The organism is Loktanella sp. D2R18, assembly GCF_003318235.1.
GTDB lineage: Bacteria > Pseudomonadota > Alphaproteobacteria > Rhodobacterales > Rhodobacteraceae > Yoonia.
On the sequence record NZ_QOCG01000009.1, the window covers coordinates 113,711 to 136,536 of the forward strand.

At 54.9% G+C, this 22,826-nt stretch carries 22 protein-coding genes and 1 tRNA gene; 15 read left to right on the forward strand and 8 right to left on the reverse strand.

Annotation, left to right across the window (positions count from 1 at the left end; genetic code table 11):
* The first annotated feature begins 37 nt into the window (after positions 1-37).
* The 4 genes from DS901_RS05615 to DS901_RS05630 all read left to right on the forward strand — a co-directional run bounded on the left by DS901_RS05615 (position 38) and on the right by DS901_RS05630 (position 3,344).
* A complete protein-coding gene (locus tag DS901_RS05615; protein ID WP_113775954.1) occupies positions 38-928 on the forward strand; it encodes a DMT family transporter in 891 nt (296 codons plus the stop codon).
* Between the two features lie 40 nt (positions 929-968).
* Complete coding sequence (eno, locus tag DS901_RS05620) at positions 969-2,246, forward strand: phosphopyruvate hydratase (RefSeq protein WP_113775955.1); 1,278 nt, start codon at positions 969-971, stop codon at positions 2,244-2,246.
* A gap of 91 nt (positions 2,247-2,337) precedes the next feature.
* A complete protein-coding gene (locus DS901_RS05625; RefSeq protein ID WP_113775956.1) occupies positions 2,338-2,928 on the forward strand; it encodes a GNAT family N-acetyltransferase in 591 nt (196 codons plus the stop codon).
* Positions 2,925-3,344 (forward strand): cupin domain-containing protein, encoded by a 420-nt coding sequence (locus DS901_RS05630; protein ID WP_113775957.1) that lies wholly within the window; start codon positions 2,925-2,927, stop codon positions 3,342-3,344. Before DS901_RS05625 ends, DS901_RS05630 begins: the two co-directional genes overlap by 4 nt.
* Here the strand turns inward: DS901_RS05630 and DS901_RS05635 are convergent.
* The 7 genes from DS901_RS05635 to pdxH form a co-directional block, all read right to left on the reverse strand.
* Positions 3,341-4,126 carry a TIGR00266 family protein gene (locus DS901_RS05635; protein ID WP_113775958.1) on the reverse strand — a complete coding sequence of 262 codons (786 nt, stop codon included), beginning with the start codon at positions 4,124-4,126 and terminating at the stop codon, positions 3,341-3,343. The genes DS901_RS05630 and DS901_RS05635 overlap by 4 nt on opposite strands.
* Positions 4,127-4,344: 218 nt before the next feature.
* Entirely contained in the window at positions 4,345-4,578 is a 234-nt protein-coding gene (locus DS901_RS05640; RefSeq protein WP_113775959.1) for a hypothetical protein, read from the reverse strand.
* On the reverse strand, positions 4,578-8,204 hold the full coding sequence (locus DS901_RS05645; protein WP_113775960.1) for a vitamin B12-dependent ribonucleotide reductase: 3,627 nt from the start codon (positions 8,202-8,204) through the stop codon (positions 4,578-4,580). Before DS901_RS05645 ends, DS901_RS05640 begins: the two co-directional genes overlap by 1 nt.
* A 546-nt stretch (positions 8,205-8,750) precedes the next feature.
* Positions 8,751-8,827, reverse strand: a tRNA-Pro gene (locus DS901_RS05650).
* A gap of 41 nt (positions 8,828-8,868) precedes the next feature.
* On the reverse strand, positions 8,869-9,345 hold the full coding sequence (locus DS901_RS05655) for a DUF192 domain-containing protein (RefSeq protein WP_258546659.1): 477 nt from the start codon (positions 9,343-9,345) through the stop codon (positions 8,869-8,871).
* Positions 9,342-9,869, reverse strand: a complete 528-nt coding sequence (locus tag DS901_RS05660) for a cold-shock protein (protein WP_113775961.1) — start codon at positions 9,867-9,869, stop codon at positions 9,342-9,344. Before DS901_RS05660 ends, DS901_RS05655 begins: the two co-directional genes overlap by 4 nt.
* 112 nt (positions 9,870-9,981) lie before the next feature.
* Entirely contained in the window at positions 9,982-10,587 is a 606-nt protein-coding gene (gene pdxH, locus DS901_RS05665) for a pyridoxamine 5'-phosphate oxidase (protein ID WP_113775962.1), read from the reverse strand.
* A 155-nt stretch (positions 10,588-10,742) separates the two neighbouring features.
* On the opposite strand from pdxH, the gene fabI reads away from it, so the two are divergent.
* The 6 genes from fabI to trpE all read left to right on the forward strand — a co-directional run bounded on the left by fabI (position 10,743) and on the right by trpE (position 17,350).
* Entirely contained in the window at positions 10,743-11,549 is an 807-nt protein-coding gene (gene fabI / locus DS901_RS05670) for an enoyl-ACP reductase FabI (protein WP_113775963.1), read from the forward strand.
* A gap of 2 nt (positions 11,550-11,551) precedes the next feature.
* Complete coding sequence (locus DS901_RS05675; RefSeq protein WP_113775964.1) at positions 11,552-12,166, forward strand: LysE family translocator; 615 nt, start codon at positions 11,552-11,554, stop codon at positions 12,164-12,166.
* A gap of 23 nt (positions 12,167-12,189) precedes the next feature.
* The gene (gene gpt / locus DS901_RS05680; protein WP_113775965.1) at positions 12,190-12,696 is read left to right on the forward strand and encodes a xanthine phosphoribosyltransferase; all 507 of its coding nucleotides are present in this window, start codon (positions 12,190-12,192) and stop codon (positions 12,694-12,696) included.
* A gap of 60 nt (positions 12,697-12,756) precedes the next feature.
* Positions 12,757-13,932, forward strand: a complete 1,176-nt coding sequence (locus DS901_RS05685; protein ID WP_113775966.1) for an aminotransferase — start codon at positions 12,757-12,759, stop codon at positions 13,930-13,932.
* Between the two features lie 64 nt (positions 13,933-13,996).
* Positions 13,997-15,835, forward strand: coding sequence for a peptidylprolyl isomerase (locus tag DS901_RS05690; RefSeq protein ID WP_113775967.1), 1,839 nt, complete (start codon positions 13,997-13,999; stop codon positions 15,833-15,835).
* A 6-nt stretch (positions 15,836-15,841) separates the two neighbouring features.
* The gene (trpE, locus tag DS901_RS05695) at positions 15,842-17,350 is read left to right on the forward strand and encodes an anthranilate synthase component I (RefSeq protein WP_113775968.1); all 1,509 of its coding nucleotides are present in this window, start codon (positions 15,842-15,844) and stop codon (positions 17,348-17,350) included.
* 42 nt (positions 17,351-17,392) lie between these two features.
* Here the strand turns inward: trpE and DS901_RS05700 are convergent, their stop codons facing one another.
* Complete coding sequence (locus DS901_RS05700; RefSeq protein ID WP_113775969.1) at positions 17,393-18,982, reverse strand: divergent polysaccharide deacetylase family protein; 1,590 nt, start codon at positions 18,980-18,982, stop codon at positions 17,393-17,395.
* A 144-nt stretch (positions 18,983-19,126) separates the two neighbouring features.
* Here DS901_RS05700 and DS901_RS05705 point away from each other — a divergent pair, with 144 nt between their 5' ends.
* The 5 genes from DS901_RS05705 to moaC are packed head-to-tail and all read left to right on the forward strand — an operon-like array spanning position 19,127 to position 22,638.
* Entirely contained in the window at positions 19,127-19,708 is a 582-nt protein-coding gene (locus tag DS901_RS05705) for an anthranilate synthase component II (RefSeq protein ID WP_113775970.1), read from the forward strand.
* Positions 19,705-20,718 (forward strand): anthranilate phosphoribosyltransferase, encoded by a 1,014-nt coding sequence (gene trpD / locus DS901_RS05710; RefSeq protein ID WP_113775971.1) that lies wholly within the window; start codon positions 19,705-19,707, stop codon positions 20,716-20,718. The genes DS901_RS05705 and trpD overlap by 4 nt, the downstream gene beginning before the upstream one ends.
* A complete protein-coding gene (locus tag DS901_RS05715) occupies positions 20,718-21,359 on the forward strand; it encodes a uracil-DNA glycosylase (RefSeq protein WP_113775972.1) in 642 nt (213 codons plus the stop codon). Before trpD ends, DS901_RS05715 begins: the two co-directional genes overlap by 1 nt.
* On the forward strand, positions 21,356-22,162 hold the full coding sequence (gene trpC / locus DS901_RS05720) for an indole-3-glycerol phosphate synthase TrpC (protein WP_113775973.1): 807 nt from the start codon (positions 21,356-21,358) through the stop codon (positions 22,160-22,162). The genes DS901_RS05715 and trpC overlap by 4 nt, the downstream gene beginning before the upstream one ends.
* Entirely contained in the window at positions 22,162-22,638 is a 477-nt protein-coding gene (gene moaC / locus DS901_RS05725) for a cyclic pyranopterin monophosphate synthase MoaC (protein ID WP_113775974.1), read from the forward strand. The genes trpC and moaC overlap by 1 nt, the downstream gene beginning before the upstream one ends.
* The last annotated feature ends 188 nt before the right edge of the window (positions 22,639-22,826 follow it).

Below are 22,826 nucleotides of genomic sequence, written 5' to 3' on the forward strand. Positions count from 1 at the left end.
TATGCCGATTTCATTGATCTTCAGATAAGGCGCAGACATGGACAATATCCGCGGCAGCATGTTGATGGTCGCAGCCATGCTTGGCTTTGCCATTGAAGACATGTTCATCAAACAGATGGCGGGCGCCATGTCTGTTGGCCAAATCCTGTTCATTTTGGGTGGGCTGGGCGGCATTGTATTTGCAATGATTGCACGTGCCTATGGTGATGCATTGTGGACACGCGACCTGCTGCATCCAGTTGTATTTCTGCGCAACACCGCCGAAGTCGTTGGAACATTTGGTTTTTTGACCGCCGTTGCGCTTACTCCAATTTCATCTGCGACCGCGATCCTTCAGGCGACGCCCTTGGCTGTGACGATTGGGGCGGCACTGTTTTTGGACGAAACGGTTGGATGGCGGCGCTGGGTCGCAATTGGGATCGGGTTGTGCGGCGTCTTGTTGGTCTTAAGACCCGGCATGGACGGTTTTGACGTCAATTCGCTGTTTGCGGTGCAAGGCGTGATCGGCTTGGCCATCCGTGACCTCGCCACGCGGCGTGTCCCGGAAACGGTAACATCACGGCAATTGTCGACCTATGCATTCTTGGTGCTGGTCCCCACGGGGGCAGCCGTAATGTTTATCAGCGGATCGCCAATGGTCACGCCGGGTCCAGCAGATATAACACGGATCGCATTTGCCGTTTTCGTGGGGGTTGTCGCATACTACCTATTGGTTGCAGCAACGCGTATCGGGCATATGTCGCTTATCGCACCGTTCCGCTATACAAGGCTTGTCTTTGCGCTTGTAATCGCAATTACAGTCTTTGATGAAACGATCGACGCGCTGACCCTGATAGGGGCCGCAATTATTGTTACATCGGGCATTTATACGCTTTGGCGCGAAGCCCGGCTGCGCCGCACTTCCCTTGCGTCAAAACCCGCGCTATAGAGCACATGATACCGCTAACATACCAGCTACGGAGCACAAAATGAGCACCATCATCGATATCCACGCCCGCGAAATTCTTGACAGCCGGGGGAACCCAACCGTTGAGGTGGACGTGATCCTTGAAGATGGCACAATGGGCCGTGCTGCTGTGCCTTCTGGTGCCTCAACAGGCGCGCATGAAGCCGTTGAGAAACGCGACGGCGACAAATCCCGCTACATGGGCAAAGGTGTGCTAGAAGCCGTGGCCGCCGTAAACGGTGAAATTGCGGAAGCGATCCTTGGCTTTGACGCGACAGAGCAAGTCGGCATCGACATGGCAATGATCGAACTTGACGGTACCCCGAACAAGGCCCGTCTTGGCGCAAACGCAATTTTGGGTGTCTCCATGGCCGTAGCCAAAGCGGCCGCTGATTTCACAGCACAACCGCTGTTCCGCTACATCGGTGGTACATCCGCACGCACCCTGCCCGTGCCCATGATGAACATCATCAATGGCGGCGAACATGCCGATAACCCGATCGACATCCAAGAATTCATGATCATGCCCGTGTCGGCGACCAACATCAAAGAAGCCGTGCGCATGGGTTCTGAGGTCTTTCACACACTGAAAAAAGAACTTTCCGCTGCGGGCCACAACACGGGTATCGGCGACGAAGGTGGCTTTGCACCCAACTTGGGTTCTACACGCGAAGCCCTTGATTTCATTATGACATCAATCGAAAAAGCGGGCTACAAGCCGGGCGAAGATATCTATCTTGCGCTTGATTGTGCGGCGACGGAATACTTTAAAGACGGCAAATACGAAATGGTTGGCGAAGGCGTGTCGCTCACTTCTGATGAAAACGCGGCCTACCTTGCGCAGCTTGCAACCGACTACCCAATCATCAGCATCGAAGACGGCATGGACGAAGATGATTGGGACGGCTGGAAAGCCCTAACCGACATGATCGGCGACAAAGTGCAGCTGGTTGGCGACGATCTGTTTGTGACCAACCCTGCCCGTCTGGCTGACGGCATTGCCAAAGGCTCTGCCAATTCGATGTTGGTCAAGGTCAACCAAATCGGCACGCTGACAGAGACCCTGCAAGCCGTCGACATGGCGCACCGCGCACAGTTTACCAACGTGATGTCGCACCGTTCCGGCGAAACCGAAGACGCCACAATCGCCGACCTCGCGGTTGCGACCAACTGCGGTCAAATCAAAACCGGCTCCCTATCACGCTCTGATCGTCTGGCAAAATACAACCAGCTGATCCGCATCGAAGAACTGCTCGGCGAAACAGCAACTTACGCTGGGCGTTCTATCCTAAAAGGCTAAAAATTCTGCCCCGTGCGACCAACGTTGCACGGGGCATTTTCTTACGAAATGGTATTGGCCCCGCCGATCATTTCAGACTACCTTTCCAATCATGTTAAATCCCGGCTTTCATCAAATCCCGCGCGGTATGGTCGCGACTGTTGTGACCTATTTGGAAATGACGGCGCCACCCGCGGCATCGCCACCACAGGCGCATGATTTTACCTTTGCCCGTCACACCGCCGCTGACCCAGAATGGTACCGCACAATGTTTCGGGCGGTTGGCGAAGATTGGTTGTGGTTTGGGCGTCTGTATTTGGCGGATGATGCATTGACCGCCATTCTGCATGATCCCGATTACGAAGTTTGGACCTTGCAGCAAGATGGGCAAAACGTTGGACTGGTCGAGATTGACCACCGCACATCTGGCGCATGCGAGCTGGCGTATTTCGGCCTTACCCCAAACACGGTCGGCAAAGGCGCGGGGCGTATCATGATGGCACATGCTGTTGCACAGGCTTTTGCACGCGATGTCGATCGCTTCCATGTCCACACTTGTACAATGGATAGCCCACAAGCCTTACCGTTTTATATGCGTGCTGGGTTCACTGCGATGAAACAAGAGGTCGAAATTGCACCCGATCCGCGCCTATCGGGCCACCTGCCCGCCGATGCATCTGCGCATATCCCGGTGTTCAAATGAGTGCCGACGCTATTATCAAAAAACTAGACCTGCAACCGCATCCCGAGGGCGGCTATTACCGTCAAACGTGGATCGCGGATAATGACGGGCGGCCCACAGGTACTTGCATCTATTTTCTGTTGAAAGATGGTGAAGCCAGCCATTGGCACCGCGTCGATGCCACGGAAATTTGGCTATACCACGCGGGTGCGCCGATTGTCCTTAGCTTGTCAGAATCCGATAACGGGCCAGCGATTGACCACATTCTTGGCCATGATGTTTTGGCCGACCAAGCCCCGCAAATCATCGTACCTGAAAACCACTGGCAGGCAGCAGCCACAACAGGCGATTGGACTTTGGTCAGTTGCACCGTGTCGCCGGGGTTTGATTTTGCCGGGTTCCACCTTGCAGAACCCGGCTTTGACATTCCGCGTTAGCGGTCGCCGAACATATCGCCAAGGCCGCCCAGAACGGACCCTTCGCCTTTGCTGCCGCCCGGTCCTGCGGCGCGCAAAATCCGGTCTGCAAGGCGCGAGAATGGCAGGCTTTGCAGATACACTGTGCCCGGACCGCGCAAGGTGGCAAGGAACAAGCCTTCGCCACCGAACACCATAGATTTCAGATTGCCTGCACGTTCGATGTCATAGGTCACACCCGAATCAAACGCCGCAATACACCCGGTATCAACGCGTAGCACTTCGCCCGGCTGCAATTCGCGTTTTATCACCGTGCCACCAACGTGAATGAACGCCATGCCGTCACCGCGCAAACGTTGCAAGATAAAGCCTTCACCGCCAAAGAATCCGGCGCCAAGCTTCTTTTGGAACGCGATATCGGTCGTGGTGCCAAAGGCCGCGCAGAGGAATGCGTCTTTTTGGCAGATCAATTCGCCGCCGACAGTGGTCATATCAACGGGGATAATTTTACCGGGGTAAGGTGCCGCAAAGGCCACGCGTTTTTTGCCCTGACCATCATTTGAAAAATGGGTCAGAAAGATTGATTCGCCCGTCAACACTCGTTTGCCTACGTTTAACAGCGAGCCCATCACGCCCTTTGTCGGGGTGGTCCCGTCACCCATTTTGGACACAAACGCGATGCCGTCTTCCATGTAATTCATGGCCCCGGCTTCGGCGATTACGGTTTCTTGCGGGTCTAATTCCACTTCGACGATCTGCATATCATCACCAAAAATCTCATAGTCAACTTCGTGGCACTGCATTGAAAAATCTCCTGAAAATTACTTCCAAAACCCTAGAGGATCTAGGTCACAGCGCCAAGACATGAAAACCGTACCTTGAACCGAGCCGCACAAAAAAAGGGGGACCGAAGCCCCCCTGATAGTCTTGCTGATCAGGCTCAGTATTTATACCGCTCGGATTTTTTTGCCTGCGGCCTGATCGGCACCAAGGGCGAACGCATCCGCCCCGGATCGGCATATTAATGCATTGAAAACACGGCGCGGCAGGCCCCGTTTTCAGTTTCAATGGCATCAACGGAATAAAGCGCGTTCATCGCAGAAGCCCCAAGGAATGCGACCGCCATGTTATTGGAAAACGCATCGGTGAGCGGCCCTGCAGCATCGGGCGCAAACTGCGCCTCAACACTGCGCCCCCGCAGGCGGATTTCATTGGCGTCGCAGCGGATACCGGCAATTTCGAACGCGTGTTCCATCAGCTGCAGCCCGATGTGCCGCCACAGGTGTTGCATTTCATGCAAGTCCCGTTGCGTACCAGTGTGTAGTTGCCGCATTCGCCGCACGGATCGCCTTCATATCCCTGCATTTTCGCCTTGTCGCGGGCGGAAATGCTGACGGTGCCCGTGCTGATCGCGGTTTCCGATGTGGTTTCAGTGGCGATGGTTTGCACAGTAACCTCTGCGCTTTCTTCAGTAGCGCCGCGCATCATAACCAAATCGTTTGGCATACGTTTGCGCAGGTAACCAGTTGATGAAATCTGCTTGAGCACCTCAAGCGAACGCGATGCTGCGGTTTCGGTTGGGGTTTGGACGTTAGACACCCCTTCTTCTTCACCACGGCCGATATCGTCGAACGCCGCCCCTTCGGGTTTCACATGGGCCAGATCGGTGCGGTCCAGATATGACACGGCCAATTCACGGAAGATGTAGTCAAGGATCGAGGTCGCATTTTTGATGCTGTCGTTGCCTTGCACCATGCCCGCTGGTTCAAACTTGGTGAATGTGAACGCGTCCACGAATTCTTCGAGTGGCACACCGTATTGCAGCCCAACGGATACCGCGATGGCAAAGTTGTTCATCATGGCGCGGAACCCGGCACCTTCTTTGTGCATATCAATAAAGATTTCACCAAGATTGCCGTCTTCGTATTCCCCCGTCCGCAGGTACACTTTGTGGCCACCGACGATGGCTTTTTGCGTATATCCTTTGCGGCGTTGCGGCATTTTTTCGCGTTCGCGGTTGCGCACTTCTTGGATGATGACTTTTTCGATCACCTTTTCGGCCAACACGGCGGCTTTTTCTTGTGGCGTACCAGATTCCAGCGTTTCTGCCGCCTCATCATCATCTTCAACCAAGGCAGATGCCAAAGGTTGCGACAATTTTGATCCATCGCGGTACAGCGCGTTTGCCTTTACGCCCAACGACCATGACAATTCATAAGCCTTTTGGCAGTCTTCGATGGTCGCATCGTTTGGCATGTTGATGGTTTTTGAAATCGCACCTGAGATGAACGACTGCGCAGCGGCCATCATGTAGATGTGGCTGTCAACGCTCAGATAGCGTTTGCCTTTTTTGCCGCATGGGTTGGCGCAATCAAAGATGTTGTAGTGCTCTTCTTTGAGGAATGGCGCGCCTTCGAGCGTCATTGTCCCGCAGACGTGATCGTTTGCGGCCTCGATATCTTGCTTTGAATAGCCAAGGTGACGTAGCAGATCAAAGGTTGGATCATTCAGCTTTGCGGCTGGAATACCCAGTGTTTTGGTGCAGAAATCTTCGCCCAACGTCCATTGGTTGAACACAAAACGGATATCAAAAGCAGAGGCGAGCGCCGCTTCGACCTTGTCGATTTCTTCTTGGCCAAAGCCATGCCCGATCAGCGATGTATGGTTAATGGCTGGCGCCTGACCGATGGTGCCGTGGCCGACAGCGTATGAAATGATTTCTTCAATCTGCGCCGGTCCGTAGCCGATTTTCTCAAGCGCGGCAGGCACAGATTGGTTGATGATCTTAAAGTAGCCGCCGCCTGCAAGCTTTTTGAATTTCACCAGCGCAAAGTCAGGTTCAATCCCCGTTGTGTCGCAATCCATGACCAAACCGATGGTGCCAGTTGGCGCGATCACCGATACTTGGGCGTTGCGGTAGCCATGCTGTTCGCCCAGCTCCAATGCTTCGTCCCATGCAGACACGGCCAATGCGATCAAACGCTGATCGGGGCAGTTTTTATGGTCGAGTGGAACAGGTTTGACGTCCAGATTGTCGTAACCTGTCGTTTTACCCAAGGCCGCCTGACGGTGGTTTTTGATGACGCGCAACATATGTTTTGCGTTCTTCGTGTAGCCTGGGAACGCGCCCAATTCGCCAGCGATTTCCGCAGATGTTGCGTAAGATACACCCGTCATGATCGCAGTCAGTGCTGCCCCCATAGACCGCCCTTCGTCGCTGTCATAGCCAAAGCCCATATTCATCAGCAAACCGCCGATGTTCGCATAGCCAAGACCAAGCGTGCGGAAGTCATAAGACCGCTGCGCAATTTCTTTAGATGGGAACTGCGCCATCATCACAGAGATTTCCAACGTCACCGTCCACAGGCGTGTGGCGTGCATATAGTCTTCGACCTGAAATTCACCGTCTTTGTAGAAGGTCAGCAAGTTCATTGATGCAAGGTTACAGGCCGTATCATCCAAGAACATATATTCAGAACAAGGGTTTGAACCACGGATTGCACCATCTTCGGGGCATGTGTGCCACGCGTTAACCGTGTCGTGATATTGGATGCCCGGATCGGCACAGGCCCATGCGGCATGGCCAACCTGTTCCCACAGGTCGCGGGCTTTGATAATCTTAGCGACCTCACCGTTTTTGCGGTTGATCAGCTTCCAGTCGGCATCATCTTCAACAGCTTTCAAAAACGCATCGGTGACGCGGATCGAGTTGTTAGAGTTCTGACCGGACACTGATGAATAGGCCTCGGAATCCCAATCGGTGTCGTAGGTTGGGAATTCAATGCTGGTGTGACCCTGCTTTGCGTAATCCAGCACACGTTTGATATATGTCTCAGGGATCGCCGATTTTTTTGCGGCGCGCACGGCTGATGCCAGCGCTTCGTTGGTTTTGGTGTCATAGGCCCCGTCAGCGGTGCCGTCCCACGATTGGATCGCAGCAAAAATGTCGTTGAGGTAACGTTCGTGCATCTTGGAACCAGCCACGATGCTCGCCACTTTTTGTTCCTCGATGACCTTCCAGTTGATGAATTCTTCAATATCGGGGTGATCTGAATCGACGATAACCATTTTGGCAGCGCGGCGGGTTGTGCCGCCCGATTTAATCGCGCCAGCAGCGCGATCACCGATTTTGAGGAACCCCATCAAACCAGAAGACTTGCCGCCGCCTGACAGCGCCTCACCTGCGCCGCGCAGAGATGAAAAGTTGGTGCCTGTACCAGAACCGTATTTGAATAGGCGTGCTTCGCGGACCCATAGATCCATAATGCCGCCTTCGTTGACCAAATCATCTTCGACGGATTGGATAAAACAGGCGTGCGGTTGTGGGTGCTCATAGCTAGATGCTGATTTTGTCAGCTCGCCAGATTGATAATCAACATAGTAGTGGCCTTGCGCCGGACCATCGATACCGTAAGCCCAGTGCAAACCTGTGTTGAACCATTGTGGGCTGTTTGGTGCTGCGCGCTGTGTCGCAAGCATATAGCGCATTTCGTCGAAATAAGTACGTGCATCTTCCTCAGACGAGAAGTAGCCGCCCTTCCAACCCCAGTAAGCCCATGCGCCTGCCAGACGATCAAAAACTTGCTTCGCAGAAGTTTCGCCACCGAATGTCGCATCCTTAGCGGGGACAGACCGCCATAGGAATTCAGGAACACCTTTTTCTTTCACTTTTTTCAACGCAGAAGGTACGCCCGCTTTGCGGAAATACTTCTGTGCAATCACATCGGATGCAACTTGGCTCCAGCCGCCCGGAATTTCACAGTCATCAAGTTTAAACACAATCGTCCCGTCAGGATTGCGAATCTCTGACGTTGTGGATTTGAATTCCAACGCTCCATATGCGTCTTGTCCTGATTTCGTGAAATTACGTTCGATTTTCATCTGTCTGCCCCTGATTTTATCGACATGCTGACGTTGCAGCAAAAAACTTGATCCCAACCACTCACGCGGTACCTAAAACACGCATCCGAGGGTTCGCTAGGCCGCAAAAATCATGTCAGGTCAAAGCCCGAAACACGCATATAATTGCATTTGGCATGACGCCCGCCTGAAGAACCGCCCCCGGTTAAATCGACACCACATGTAGTGTTCCGCCGATCTGCCCGCACAAACTGACGCATCTAGCCCTAGTGGGTCAACGAATTTTTAACACAAAATACGGATTAAATCAGTTGACGGCCCCTTTCCGCCACATCGAAAAATCATGCACCGATTCATCCACTATCTTGTCCACAGAATCTTAATTTCTGTGCAGAACCGGAAAGCTGTTTGGTTCGGCTGACTTAGTTAAAATTCTTCACAGATCAGATGAAGCATATCCCGCGGAACCACCCGATGCGGATCAATACAGTGAACAAATTTGGGGCAAAAATGGAACCGCCGGACAGCCTAACGGCGATCCGGCGTTCAGGTCCAATTTGGACTTAGTGGTCGGGGCGGAGAGATTCGAACTCCCGACCCTCTGTTCCCAAAACAGATGCGCTACCAGGCTGCGCTACGCCCCGACTGCGCTTTCTCTAAACGCGGTGAACTGATTTGAAAAGACCTAATCGTCACTCTTTTCATCACAAGGCAAAATTGCTTGTGCGCCAAAGCTGGGATGCTGCAAAACATCGCCAATATCGATACCTAGACGCGCCGCAAGGCCGCCATTTATCTCAAGAACCATCTGCACATCGTCGCCACCGGGAATCGGTGTGCGATCCAAAGGAATCGCATTTTCATGAATTTTGAGAATTTCGCCGTCTGGGGCGACAAATAGCATATCCAGGGGAATCAACGTGTTGCGCATCCAAAAGCTAACGCTTTGGGGATGTTCATAGACAAACAACATGCCCGTCATAATGGGCATCTGTTCAACAAACATGAGGCCTTGGGCGCGTTCCGCGTTGTCGTCAGCGACTGTGACGTGAAAATGCGCCTGCCCCCAATCGCCACTTACGGTCACACGATCAGGCGAACAGGCCGCCGATGCAGCTTGGGCGCAGAAAACGAATCCAATAACGGCAAGCGAAGCTTTCACCGGGCCGCAACTTCCCAGCCGACAACTTCTATTGCCATCCGGCCACGTTCACCATCAACGAGCCGCAGCCCGATCGCCTCGCCTGATTGAAGATCGGATAGGCCTGATCGGCGCAATACCTCGATGTGGATAAAGACATCATCGTCATTGCCAAAAATATTCGCGAAGCCAAATCCTTTGGCCTTGTCGAACCATTTCACGCGCGCAGGTTCAATTGCACGCAGTGCAATGTCTTCGGGCGAAAATTCTTCCATGTCTTTGAGCGGCACTGCGGCGTCCATCTCTGGCGGCGTGATCGATAACACCTCGGTCGCTTGCAGCCCACGTTGCGTATCTTGCACTGCGATCTCGATCACCGACCCGTCAACAACGGACCCCTGCCCAAAGTTGCGCAACACATTGGCGTGCAGCAAAATATCTGACCCGCCTTGATCAGACACAACAAAGCCGAATCCCTTTGCAGGGTCAAACCACTTTACCAATCCGATGACGCGTTGCTGGTCCGTTGTGCCCTGCGTTTCCATTCGTCTTCCCCTCAGGCACAACTAACGTCGCCCCTGTTCATTCTCAATTTTTGTCCCGATCGCAACCAAATACCAAACTAGCTTTAACCATACATTTCATTCAGCCCAAAATCTATGGGCATAATCTTTCGATGTTCCACGGCTCCTTAACCGTTTTACGCGACCAGCGAAACCGGTCATGCAACCTAAATGCGCCATCAGACCAAAATTCGATCTCAAGTGGCACAATCCGAAAACCGCCCCAAAATGGCGGTCGCCCCGGATCCGCCCCCTGTTGCGCAGTAACTTTTGCGACCTGTGCCATCAACGCAGTGCGTGATGACAATGGTTGCGACTGACGCGATGCCCAAGCCCCTAGCCGACTTTTGAGCGACCGTGACTTATAGTATGCGTCAGCAATTTCGCCGTCCTCGCGAACAACCGTTCCACGCACCCTAATCTGCCGCGCGAGCGACTTCCAGTGCATAACAAACGCTGCTTTGCCTGCCTGCTCAATCTCTTGTGCTTTGCGGCTTTCATAGTTGGTGTAAAACACAAATGCAGCCGGCTCAATCTCCTTAAGCAAGACCATACGGACGTTAGGTAAACCTGTTGCATCAACGCTCGCGAGAGCAATCGCATTCGGGTCGCTCGGTTCGCTCGCGCGTGCAGTATCAAGCCATTGACGTGCAATAAAAAACGGGTCTTCGCCCGCAAAGATTCCGCCCCTGTCTACCATGTCGAAACACGCTCCAAAAATTACTTCGTTAGGATTAGGGACAATCCGATAAACGCGCAACCACTTTAGCTCGTTTCCTCAAAAGCTTGCTGCCATCGGTACAATCCCCTAAACGAAGTGAACTTAATAATTATGCAGCCGAAGGAACTACAGCGATGACGTCACAGCTGATGAAGGGCAAACGCGGGCTTATTATGGGCCTTGCCAACGACAAATCCATCGCGTGGGGGATCGCAAAATCCTGCGCCGATGCGGGGGCTGAACTTGCCTTTTCTTATCAAGGTGACGCGCTGAAAAAACGGGTTGATCCACTGGCTGCATCGGTTGGATCCGACATCGTTTTGCCCTGCGATGTTAGCGACGAAGGATCTATCGACACACTGTTTTCCGAACTTGAAGCGCGCTGGGGTAAACTTGATTTCGTCGTACATGCCATTGGCTTTTCAGATAAAAATGAACTGCGCGGGCGCTATGTTGATACCAGCCGCGACAACTTCCTCATGTCGATGGATATCTCGGTTTATTCGTTCACAGCCGTCGTGAACCGCGCAGAAAAGATGATGAATGATGGCGGGTCTTGCCTGACGCTCACATATTATGGCGCAGAAAAAGTCATGCCGCACTACAATGTCATGGGCGTCGCCAAAGCCGCGCTGGAAGCATCGGTGCGTTACCTTGCCGAAGATCTGGGCAAAGACAACATCCGCGTGAACGCAATCAGTGCTGGTACGATCAAGACTTTGGCCGCATCTGGTATCGGCGATTTTCGGCTCATCATGAAGTGGAACGAGTATAACTCGCCACTGCGTCGTACCGTGACCCAAGAAGAAGTCGGCAAATCGGCACTCTATCTCCTGTCTGATTTGGGGAGCGCCGTAACCGGAGAAGTCTTGCATGTCGACGCCGGCTACCATGTCGTTGGCATGAAAGCGGTCGACGCGCCCGACATTTCGAAGGATTAACTATGACGTTCGCAGCCTTCGGCACAATTTGGCTTTTGCACGCGCTGGCCGCGATCAGCCCCGGCCCCGCCGTTGTGATGTCTGCACGTACAGGTGTCGTCGAAGGTATGCGCACGGGCGCGATGCTCGCAGTAGGAATCGGGATCGGCGGGGTGATTTGGGCGCTCTTGGCACTTTGCGGGTTGTCGTTTGTGCTTCAGACCGCGCCCGCATTGCTCGTCTCCCTAAAAATCTGCGGCGGCGCCTATCTGATCTGGATGGCCTGGCATCTTTGGCAGGCCGCAGATCGGCCCCTTGATACGCGCGCGCATTATGCGCCACCACGCAGTGCAGTATCTGCGTTGCGCCTTGGTATCACGACACAGCTTGCGAATCCAAAACCCGCCGTTCTTTTTAGTGCAATTTTCGTGGGCACAGTTCCTGCGGGCACCAGTCTTTGGACTTATACTGCAATCCTTTTGATCGTTTTGGCCAATGAAACAATTTGGAACATCTTGGTTGCACGGGTATTTTCGCTTGAAAGATCACGCCAAGGCTACATAAACCTCAAATCCATCATTGATCGCGCTTTTGGCGCGACCTTGGCCCTACTTGGTGTCAAGATCGCAGCCACATAGCCGCCTCCATAAGGAAAGTAACGATGACCGACACACGCCTGCCGCATGAAAAAGGGTTTCACATCAGCTGGGATCAAATCCACCGCGACAGTCGGGCGTTAGCATGGCGTCTTGATGGCAAAGGGCCCGATGATGGGGCGTGGAAAGCCATTGTAGCGATTACACGTGGCGGTATGGCCCCGGCCATGATTGCGGCGCGCGAATTGGATATCCGTACAATCGATACCATCAGCGTCAAAAGCTACGACCACCAAGATCGTTCAGAGGCGAAAGTCCTGAAAGCACCCGACGCCGAACTGATGGGCGACGGCACCGGTATTTTGATCATCGACGATTTGGTCGACAGCGGCAAAACGCTTGAACTGGTGCGCGAGATGTACCCAAACGCGCATTTCGCAACGGTCTACGCGAAACCAAAGGGGCGTCCACAGGTTGACACCTTTATCACCGAAGTCAGCCAAGACACGTGGATCTTCTTTCCTTGGGATATGGCGCTGCAATATGTCGAACCCTACCGTGGGACTGATTAGGCCCGCTGCGCAGACCAATCGAATTTGACTTGCGGCGAAGCCGCTCAATTGGATCAGACCATGACACGACCCCGCACCGCGACGACATTTTTTCCGCCCGTGATGGAGGCCCGCCGCTGGCTTGATGGGGTAACCCACCCAGCCGACCGGCCGCTGCTAAATGTCAGCCAAGCCGCACCGGTTGATCCGCCCCCGGCCCCCTTGCGCGAAGCGATGGCGCAAGTGGTGCTCAATAATCCTGACGCGCATCTTTATGGGCCGGTCCTTGGCCTGCCAGAACTGCGCGCGGAAATTGCGACCCGCTGGTGCACTGCCTATGCTGGGACCGTCGCTGCCGATCAGGTTGCGATTACATCGGGCTGCAACCAAGCCTTCGCAGCCGCGATTACCACGCTATGCGCCGAAGAAGACGAAATCATTATCCCCGTCCCATATTATTTTAACCACCGTATGTGGTTGGATATGTCAGGCGTGAAAACTGTCGCTTTGCAAACCGGTCCGGGCATGATCCCTGATGCGGACGCAGCGGCTGCGTTGATCACCTCGCGCACCCGCGCAATCGCGCTTGTGTCCCCGAACAATCCTTGTGGCGTCGAATATCCGGCTGCAACATTGCGTGCCTTTCTGGAACTGGCCCGCAAACACGGGATCGCCCTAATCGTCGATGAAACCTACCGCGACTTCGATAGCCGCAGTGGCGCGCCCCATGATCTGTTTGTCGATCCAAATTGGGACGACACATTGATCCAGCTTTATTCCTTTTCCAAAGCCTTTCGCCTGACCGGCCACCGCGTCGGCGCCATTGTTGCAAATGCGAAACGATTGGCTGAGGTTGAAAAATTTCTTGATACCGTCGCAATTTGTCCCAATCAATTGGGCCAACACGCGGCACTTTGGGGGATGCAAAATCTTGACGCATGGCTTGCGGGCGAGCGGCTCGAAATTTTAGATCGGCGCGCCGCGATCACTGATAATTTTGCACCGATGGCGGCAAAGGGCTGGGAACTGTTGGGCTGTGGTGCGTATTTTGCCTATCTTAAACACCCGTTTGCGATGTCTTCGGCTGATCTTGCCCCGCTTTTGGTACGTGACGCGGGCGTGCTTGTGCTGCCTGGCACGATGTTCATGCCCGATGATCTGCCCGGTGGCGAAACCCAAATTCGTGTCGCATTTGCCAATATTGACCGCGCAGGTGTTGAAACCTTGTTCAATAGGCTGTCAAACCTGTCTTACTGACCCTTGCACCCACCTGCGTGGGGCCGTATTCATGCCCCACATAAGGGCGGAGCACGCAAGAACCATGTCAGACAAAAAGAAAAATCGGGTTGGTCCATTGATCATCGTTGGTGTCGTGCTTGTTGGCATGGCGGGTTTTGGCTCTGGCGGGTTCACCGGCAATATCAGCAGCCTTGGCACTGTGGGCGACAAAGATGTGCCGATCAACGCTTATCAGACCGAGCTCAACCAACAGATTTCAGCGATCTCCCAACAATTTGGGGCTCAAATCACTTTCCAACAAGCCGTTGGTTTGGGCATCGACCGTCAGGCCTTACAATCTGTGATCCTCAACCGAACCCTTGACAATGAGGCAACCCAGCTTGGGCTGTCCGTTGGTGACGAACGCGTTTTTGATCAGCTCAAAGCGATCCCTGCCTTCCAAGCGGGAAACGGGTTTAACGCGGAAAGCTACCGCCTGTCGCTGCAACAATCCGGCCAATCCGAAGCTGCTTTTGAGACCAGCCTGCGCGATGAGATGTCGCGCACATTGCTGCAAGGTGCCGTTGTGAGCGGCGTGCCGACAATGGATGTGTTTGGCGAAACCCTGATTGGCTTTATTGGCGAAGAACGCAGCGCCACATGGGCTGTGGTTAGCGCCGATATGCTTGAAGAACCCCTGCCCGGCGCAACGGATGCGGAAATCCAAGCCTATTACGACGCAAACCCAGCAGAATTTACCCTGCCTGAAACCCGCGACATTACTTATGTCTGGATCACACCCGACATGATCCAAGACCAGATGGAGGTCACCGACACCGCCATTGAACAACTGTACCAAGACCGGATCGCAGAATTTATACAGCCCGAACGCCGGTTGGTTGAGCGTTTGGTCTATCTTGATGCGGCCAAAGCAGATGAAGCCCGCACGCGCCTTGACGCCGGTGAAATCACATTTGACGAATTGGTGGCAGAACGCGGTCTGACATTGAACGATGTCGATATGGGCGATGTTGACCAAGAAGAGCTGCGCGCCGCAGGTGAAGCGGTCTTTGCGGCAGTCGCGGGCGATGTGGTTGGCCCGTTCAATTCACCGCTTGGGCCTGCAATTTTCCGAATGAACGCGGTTTTGACGGCACAGGAAACTTCGCTAGAAGAAGCCACACCGCAACTGCGCGATGAATTGGCCGCGGATGCCGCGCGCAGCGTGATTTCCGACAGCACAGACGTGATCCTTGATCTTGTCGCGGGTGGGGCCACGCTCGAAGATTTGGCCGAACGCACAGATCTGCAACTTGGCACCATCAATTGGACAGCCGATATCGCAGAAGGTATCGCAGCCTACGACAATTTCCGCGACGCGGCTGCGGCGGCACAGGAAGGTGCCTTTGCTGAGCTGATTGATTTGGCCGATGGCGGTGTCTTTGCACTGCGCCTTGACGGAATTACCCCGCCGACTGTGCAGCCGTTGGATGATGTCCGCGCCGATGCCGAACAAGGCGCCGAAGATAAAATTCAGCAAGACGCAGTGCTTGCGCTTGCAGAAACTTTGGCTGCGGACATCCAACCGCTGACCGGGTTCGATACGGTCGGTTTGGTCCCAGAGATCATCGAAAACCTGACCCGCACCGGTTTTGTTGAAGGCACGCCAGCCACATTCAACGAAACTCTGTTTGAAAGTGCGGTGGGTGATGTCACCGTACTAGACGCGGGCGACCGCGCCGTAATTTTGCGGCTTGATGCGATTGCCGCACCCGAAACAACAGATGAACTGACAGCGGCACAAATCGACAGCATCGCGCAGAACGCAAGCCAAGCCATCGCGCAAGACATCTTTGCGGCCTATGCAACTGCGCTGCAAGAAGACACAGACGTGAATATCAATCAGGCTACCGTGGACGCGGTCAACGCCCAGTTCCAGTAGGTCACCATGTCGCTTTTACCCGATTACGATAGCTTCGCCCGCGCATATGATGCGGGCGAAAATCAGGTTGTTTATACCCGTATTGCAGCAGATCTGGACACGCCTGTGTCCTTAATGCTCAAACTGTCGGGCGCAGGCAAAAACGCCTTTATGCTTGAAAGCGTAACAGGCGGCGAAGTCCGTGGCCGCTATTCTATCATCGGCATGAACCCCGATTTGGCATGGGAATGTCGCGGCACCACGTCGCGCGTGAACCGCAATGCGCGCTTCGACGACGCTGATTTTCAACCGATGGAAGGTGATCCGCTAACAGCGCTGCGCGCCTTGATCGCAGAATCGCGGATTGCACTGCCAGATGATCTGCCTGCTGCCTCGGCCGGGCTATTTGGGTATTTGGGTTATGACATGATCCGTTTGGTCGAACACTTGCCCGATGTGAACCCTGATCCGTTGGGCCTGCCGGATGCGGTGATGCTGCGCCCCTCTGTGGTGGCCGTGTTGGATGGGGTGAAGGGCGATGTGATCCTTGTGTCCCCCGCCTATGTGAATTCCGACCTGAATGCGCGCGCAGCCTATGCGCAAGCGGCTGAACGGGTTATGGATGCGCAGCGTGCGCTAGAACGCCCCACCCCCGGCGATGGCCGCGCACTGGCCGATCCGGCCCCCGTCAGCCCACCACAATCGAATTTCAGCCACAGCGCCTATCTTGAAGCCGTTGAAACCGCCAAAGAGTATATCCGTGCCGGCGATATTTTTCAGGTCGTCCCGTCACAACGCTGGACCCAAGATTTCCGTGAGCCGCCCTTTGCGCTTTATCGCAGCTTGCGGCGCACGAACCCGTCACCGTTTATGTTCTTTTTTAACTTCGGAGGGTTCCAAGTCATCGGAGCCAGCCCTGAAATTCTGGTACGCGTATTCGGCAACGAGGTGACTATTCGCCCCATCGCAGGCACCCGCCCACGTGGCGCAACCCCGGCAGAAGATAAAGCAAATGAGTTGGATTTGCTGGCCGATCAAAAAGAACTGGCCGAGCATTTGATGCTGCTGGATCTGGGTCGGAACGACACTGGCAAGGTCAGCAAAATCGGCACTGTGAAACCCACCGAAGAGTTTATCATCGAACGCTATAGCCATGTGATGCATATCGTATCGAACGTTGTCGGTGAATTGGCCGATGACCAAGACGCGCTATCCGCATTCTTTGCAGGGATGCCTGCCGGCACGGTATCCGGCGCACCCAAAGTCCGCGCGATGGAAATCATCGACGAGCTGGAGCCCGAAAAGCGCGGTGTTTATGGTGGCGGCTGCGGCTATTTCAGCGCCAATGGCGATATGGATATGTGCATCGCGCTGCGTACAGCCGTACTACAAGATGAAAAGCTCTATATCCAAGCGGGCGGCGGTGTTGTCTATGACAGTGATCCAGAAGCCGAGTACCAAGAAACCGTGCATAAATCGAATGCAATCCGCAAAGCGGCTGCCGATGCCACGATGTTTAAACCCGGTGGCAATTGACCCAAATGCATAGGTGGATCAAGATCCACCCTACCCCAAGACCTATGGCATCACGTCGAGCAGCACCGCTGATACCGGCGCGAGCGCCAATTGCTGTTGATTGACACCGCCGGACCAATCCGCGAGCGCCGCAAGCGTTGTGTCTTGTACCCGCCCAAGCAACACAGCGTTTCCAGTTTGACGCGCGCGTAACGCTGCCTGATCAAGCCGGCGTTTGATCGCAGCTTCATCTTCACCCGCGCCGTCAAGCTCTCGCATAATCGCGGCGGCGGGCACACCTGCCTCTGTTGCGGCTTGTTGCGCTGTGTTCAACCCGCGCTGCGCAGTAATCAGCCCACGCCCATCAGCCGCAAGCACCTGCATCACCTGCGCTGTCGCTGCCCGGTTATTGCGCAAAACACTGCTCTCATCCGCAAAGAGAATCGCGGCTTCTGGTATCAAGCCAAAGACCGCTTCGAACGCGACCTCAATATCTGTTGGCACCGCACCGGCAGGCAATGACACCTGCACCGCAACTTCGACCCCGGCGGATTGATACGCCATGGCCCGGTCATGTGCTTGCGGGTCAAGCGCGTGTAGCACGACCGTCACGGGCAAGCCCAGTTCCGCAATTTGCGTCGCCATATCCGCATTTGCACCACTATCAATCAGCAAAACGGAAAGTAGCGGCACTTCATTCGGATTTTCAAAGGCAGTCCCAAAACGCTGCAACGCCGTTTCTGCTAGGTCCCCCTGTGATAGGTCATCCTCTGCTGCGATATCGCGATCCTGCGCGTTGCTCTCAGACGAAACTCCCAAACGCAAAACGCGACCAGTATTCGCTTGGGGCGCGGGCTCTGCGGGTTCGGTCGTTTCCGGTTCTGCTTGCGCCAGCTCAGGTACAGCCGGGGTTTCCGGCGCCTCGGAGACGATCACAGGCGCTGGGGTTTGCGCCTCGACGATTGGTTCCTCTAGCGGAATTGCCGGTGCAATGCTTTCGGGTTCAGGAGCGGGCTCTGGCTCAGCAATTTCGGCAACCTGTGGGACCGTTTCTTCTGGCGTTTCTTCGGGTACGAGCACCGCAATTGATTGGGTATCTTCTGCGGGCACCACAGGTGCGGCTGGCGCTTCGACAACGTCAGGTGCATTCGCGACCAACGCATCTTCGGCGATTCCTGCGACGGTCGGCGCGTCAGTCTCGGAGACCTCGGCGCGGGGAGGCGCAGATTGCGTTGCGATCACCGCTTCCTCTTCGGTCATTGGAATCTCTGGCTGTGCCACGGTCGTGGTCTCAAGCGCGGGTTCTTCCAGCGTGGCTACAGCAGTTGATTCGTCAGCGACCGCGGGGTCGTCCTGAATCGCTTCCAGTTCCAAGGTTTGCGGCGGTACGGCCGGTTCCGTATCAGCCGCGGGGGCAATGATTTCTGCTTCCGGTGCTGATACGCGGGGCGCATTTACGGCAAATTCACGCGCAACCGCTGGCGGTGTGGCTTCGTCTTCGAGGCTGACGGGCGCCACTGTTTCAGGTGCGGCCACCAGAGGCATTTGCGGCGGAGCGTTTCCCGCTGGCTGCTCAGCAACAAGAGACGCGATACTTACAGCCGTACCACCAAGCCAAAGCGCCCAAATGCTGCCTCGTAGAATGCCCGCCATCGTCAATTCACCTTATTCAGTCGCGCAAAATCGCGCCGTACGACCTTGACGCTGCCCCGCGTGTCGGCCCATGTATGAAATTGATTATACCGTGACCCTTTAGGGCGGCGGTACCCCTAAATACGACCAAAACGGGATTTTGTCATGCTTTTGCTGATAGATAACTACGATAGCTTCACCTATAACCTCGTTCACTATCTGGGTGAGCTCGGGGCGGACGTCGTTGTGAAGCGCAATGATGCGCTTGATACCCAAGAAGCAATGGCGACGCGACCCGATGCGATTATGCTCTCTCCCGGCCCCTGCGACCCCGCCCAGGCGGGCATTTGTCTGGCCCTTGTACATGCGGCAGCCGAAGCAAAAATTCCGTTGATGGGTGTCTGCTTGGGCCACCAAGCCATTGGTGAGGCCTTTGGCGGCAATGTCGTGCGGTGCCATGAAATCGTGCATGGTAAAATGGGTGCGATGAAGCACAAGGGCGTTGGCCTGTTCAAAGGCCTGCCTAGCCCGTTTGAAGCCACCCGCTATCATTCGCTGATCGTTGAACGCGCCACCCTGCCCGATTGCTTAGAAATCACCGCAGAGTTGGAAGATGGCACGATCATGGGTTTGCAGCACAAAACCCTGCCGATCCACGGCGTGCAATTCCACCCTGAAAGCATCAAGTCTGAACATGGGCATAAATTGCTGAATAATTTTCTTGAGATGGCAAAGGTGCCCGCATGAGCGATGCAATGAAACCGCTGATTTACGCAGCTTCTGAAGGGCCATTGTCGCGCGCACAGGCGCAAGAGGCTTTTGAAATCTTATTTAAAGGCGACGCCACTCCGGCCCAAACGGGCGGCTTTTTGATGGCCCTACGCTCACGCGGCGAATCCGTTTCCGAATACGCCGCAGCCGCCGCTGTGATGCGCGCGCATTGTGTGCCCGTCAAAGCCCCCGAAGGTGCGATGGATATCGTCGGCACGGGCGGTGACGGCAAACACACGTTGAATATTTCGACTGCAACGGCCTTTGTTGTGGCGGGTGCAGGTGTACCTGTCGCCAAACACGGTAACCGTAACCTGTCGTCCAAATCTGGCACGGCGGATGTGCAATCCGCGCTCGGGATCAACGTCATGGCCACGCCAGAGATTGTTGAACGCGCCATTGCAGAGGCTGGGATTGGTTTCATGATGGCCCCAATGCACCATCCGGCAATGAAGCATGTTGGGCCTGTGCGGCTTGAGTTGGGTTGCAAAACGATCTTTAACATCTTGGGACCGCTTACAAATCCGGCGGGCGTCAAACGCCAACTAACGGGCGCGTTTGCTGTCGATCTGATCCATCCAATGGCGGAGACCCTGCAACAGCTTGGGACTGAGAAAGCATGGCTTGTGCATGGAAGCGATGGCACAGATGAGATCACGATTTGCGGGCCAACAGCGGTCGCAGCCCTTGAGGATGGCACCATCATATCACGCGAAATCCACCCCGAAGATGCCGGGCTGCCCGTGCATGATTTCCGCGACATTATTGGTGGCACCCCAGAAGAAAACGCAGCAGCGATGCGCGCACTATTGGATGGTGCGACGGGCGCTTACCGCGATGCGGTGTTGCTGAACGCTGCCGCAGCGCTAGTCGTGGCTGACAAGGCTGCCACGCTTCCCGAAGGCGTAGAGATCGCGCGCGACACTATCGACAGCGGCAAAGCCAAGCACGCTGTCGAAACGCTCGCACGGATCACATCGGCCTGATGTTTGATCTGGGGCGATTGGGTGCGTGGCGCGATCTGGCGTTTTTTGATGACAATCTCCCGGCGATTGCGGCGCAGTTGGACACGGATATTCTCCCGCCGCCAATGCTGACATTTGCGGCCCTAGAACGCTGTCAACCAGATGCGACCCGAGTCGTCATCATCGGCCAAGACCCTTACCATACACCCAGCAAAGCGGATGGGCTGGCGTTTTCGATCCCTGATGATTTTGGAGGACGCCTTGATAGTCTTGGCAATATTTTCAAAGAGATAGATAGCGATCTTGGGCAGCTACGCAGCAAGACCGGCCTTTCCGATTGGGCCGATCAAGGCGTGCTTTTGCTCAATACCGCGCTGACCGTGCAGCCCGGAAAACCCAGAGCCCACGCAAAATTAGGCTGGTCGCAACTGGTTCTTGAGGTGATCAAACGGCTGGATGATACCCCACGCGCCTTTATCCTTTGGGGTGGCCCGGCGCAGGCCTACGCCAAACATATCGCCCCCGGAAATCTGATCTTAACCTCGGCGCACCCGTCGCCATTATCATGTCACCGTGGTTTTTTCGGGTCGCGCCCATTTTCAAAGGTGAACCAGTGGCTTATTGAACAGGGGCAAGAGCCAATAAATTGGGCGGACCCATGACCGATATTCTCGAAAAGATCAAAACTTATAAGCTCGCGCATGTCGCGGCCTGCAAAGAAGCGGTGCCCCTGTCAGAGATTGAGGCACGTGCCAAAGACGCGCCGCCGACACGTGGGTTCGCCGACCGTCTGGCAGAGGCCGCGCGCGAAGGTTATGGGCTGATCGCCGAGATTAAAAAAGCAAGCCCGTCCAAAGGGTTGATCCGCGAAGACTTTCACCCGCCCGCGTTGGCTGAGGCGTATCAAGCGGGCGGCGCGACTTGCTTGTCCGTCCTCACCGATGGCCCATCCTTTCAAGGCGATGACAGCTATCTGACCGCTGCACGCAGCGCCGTTGACCTGCCCGCGCTGCGCAAAGATTTTATGTATGACACTTACCAAGTCGCCGAAGCCCGCGCGCTGCACGCCGATTGCATTTTAATCATCTTGGCCTCTGTATCAGATGCGCAAGCCCAAGAGCTTGAGGCCGCAGCATTTGAATGGGACATGGATGTGTTGCTAGAGGTCCATGACGCTGCTGAATTAGAACGCGCAAGCTTGCTTAAATCACCGCTGATGGGGATCAATAACCGTAACCTCAAGACCTTTGAAACCACGCTTGATACCACACGCACCCTATCGAAACTGGTCCCTGCGGATCGTACAATTGTATGCGAAAGCGGGTTAAACACGCCCGAGGAACTTGCGGATATGGCCCGCTACGGTGCGCGCACGTTTTTGATCGGCGAAAGCTTGATGCGTCAAGGTGACGTGGCGACCGCGACCCGCACATTACTTGCGAACCCCGCAATCGGTGGCATGTGATGACGGGCCTTAGCCACTTTGATGCCGACGGTAGGGCGCATATGGTCGATGTGTCGGATAAACCCGTCACTGCACGCGTGGCCGTGGCAGAGGCGTTCATTAAAATGACCGCGACGACCTTGGCGCTGATTGTTGAAGGCCGCGCGGACAAAGGCGACGTTTTAGGTATCGCCCGGATCGCGGGTATCATGGCTGCCAAAAAGACCGCTGATCTGATCCCATTGTGTCACCCGTTGCCGATCACCAAAGTCGCTCTCGACCTGACCCCCGATGAAAGCTTGCCCGGCATCCGCATTACGGCCACCGTCAAAACGGGTGGGCAAACGGGCGTCGAGATGGAGGCGCTAACCGCTGCGAGCACAGCCGCATTGACCGTCTATGACATGGTGAAAGCGGTGCAAAAAGACATGGAAATCGGCGGCATCCGCGTCACGTTGAAAGACGGAGGCAAATCGGGGCGGTTTGAAAACCCATGACGAAGGCAGGGCGCTCACTTGAACTTTTCTTTGTCGATGGGCGTGCCGATGGGATGCTAACCGCTGAAGTGTTCAACTGGACCGGCCATGTTCTGCGCACCCAAATTTGAATGTATAGTGCCACGTCGCGGCCTGCATGCCTTTGCGATTGCGCAAGGTGGTGAGGTGATTGTGCAAGCAGGTTCATC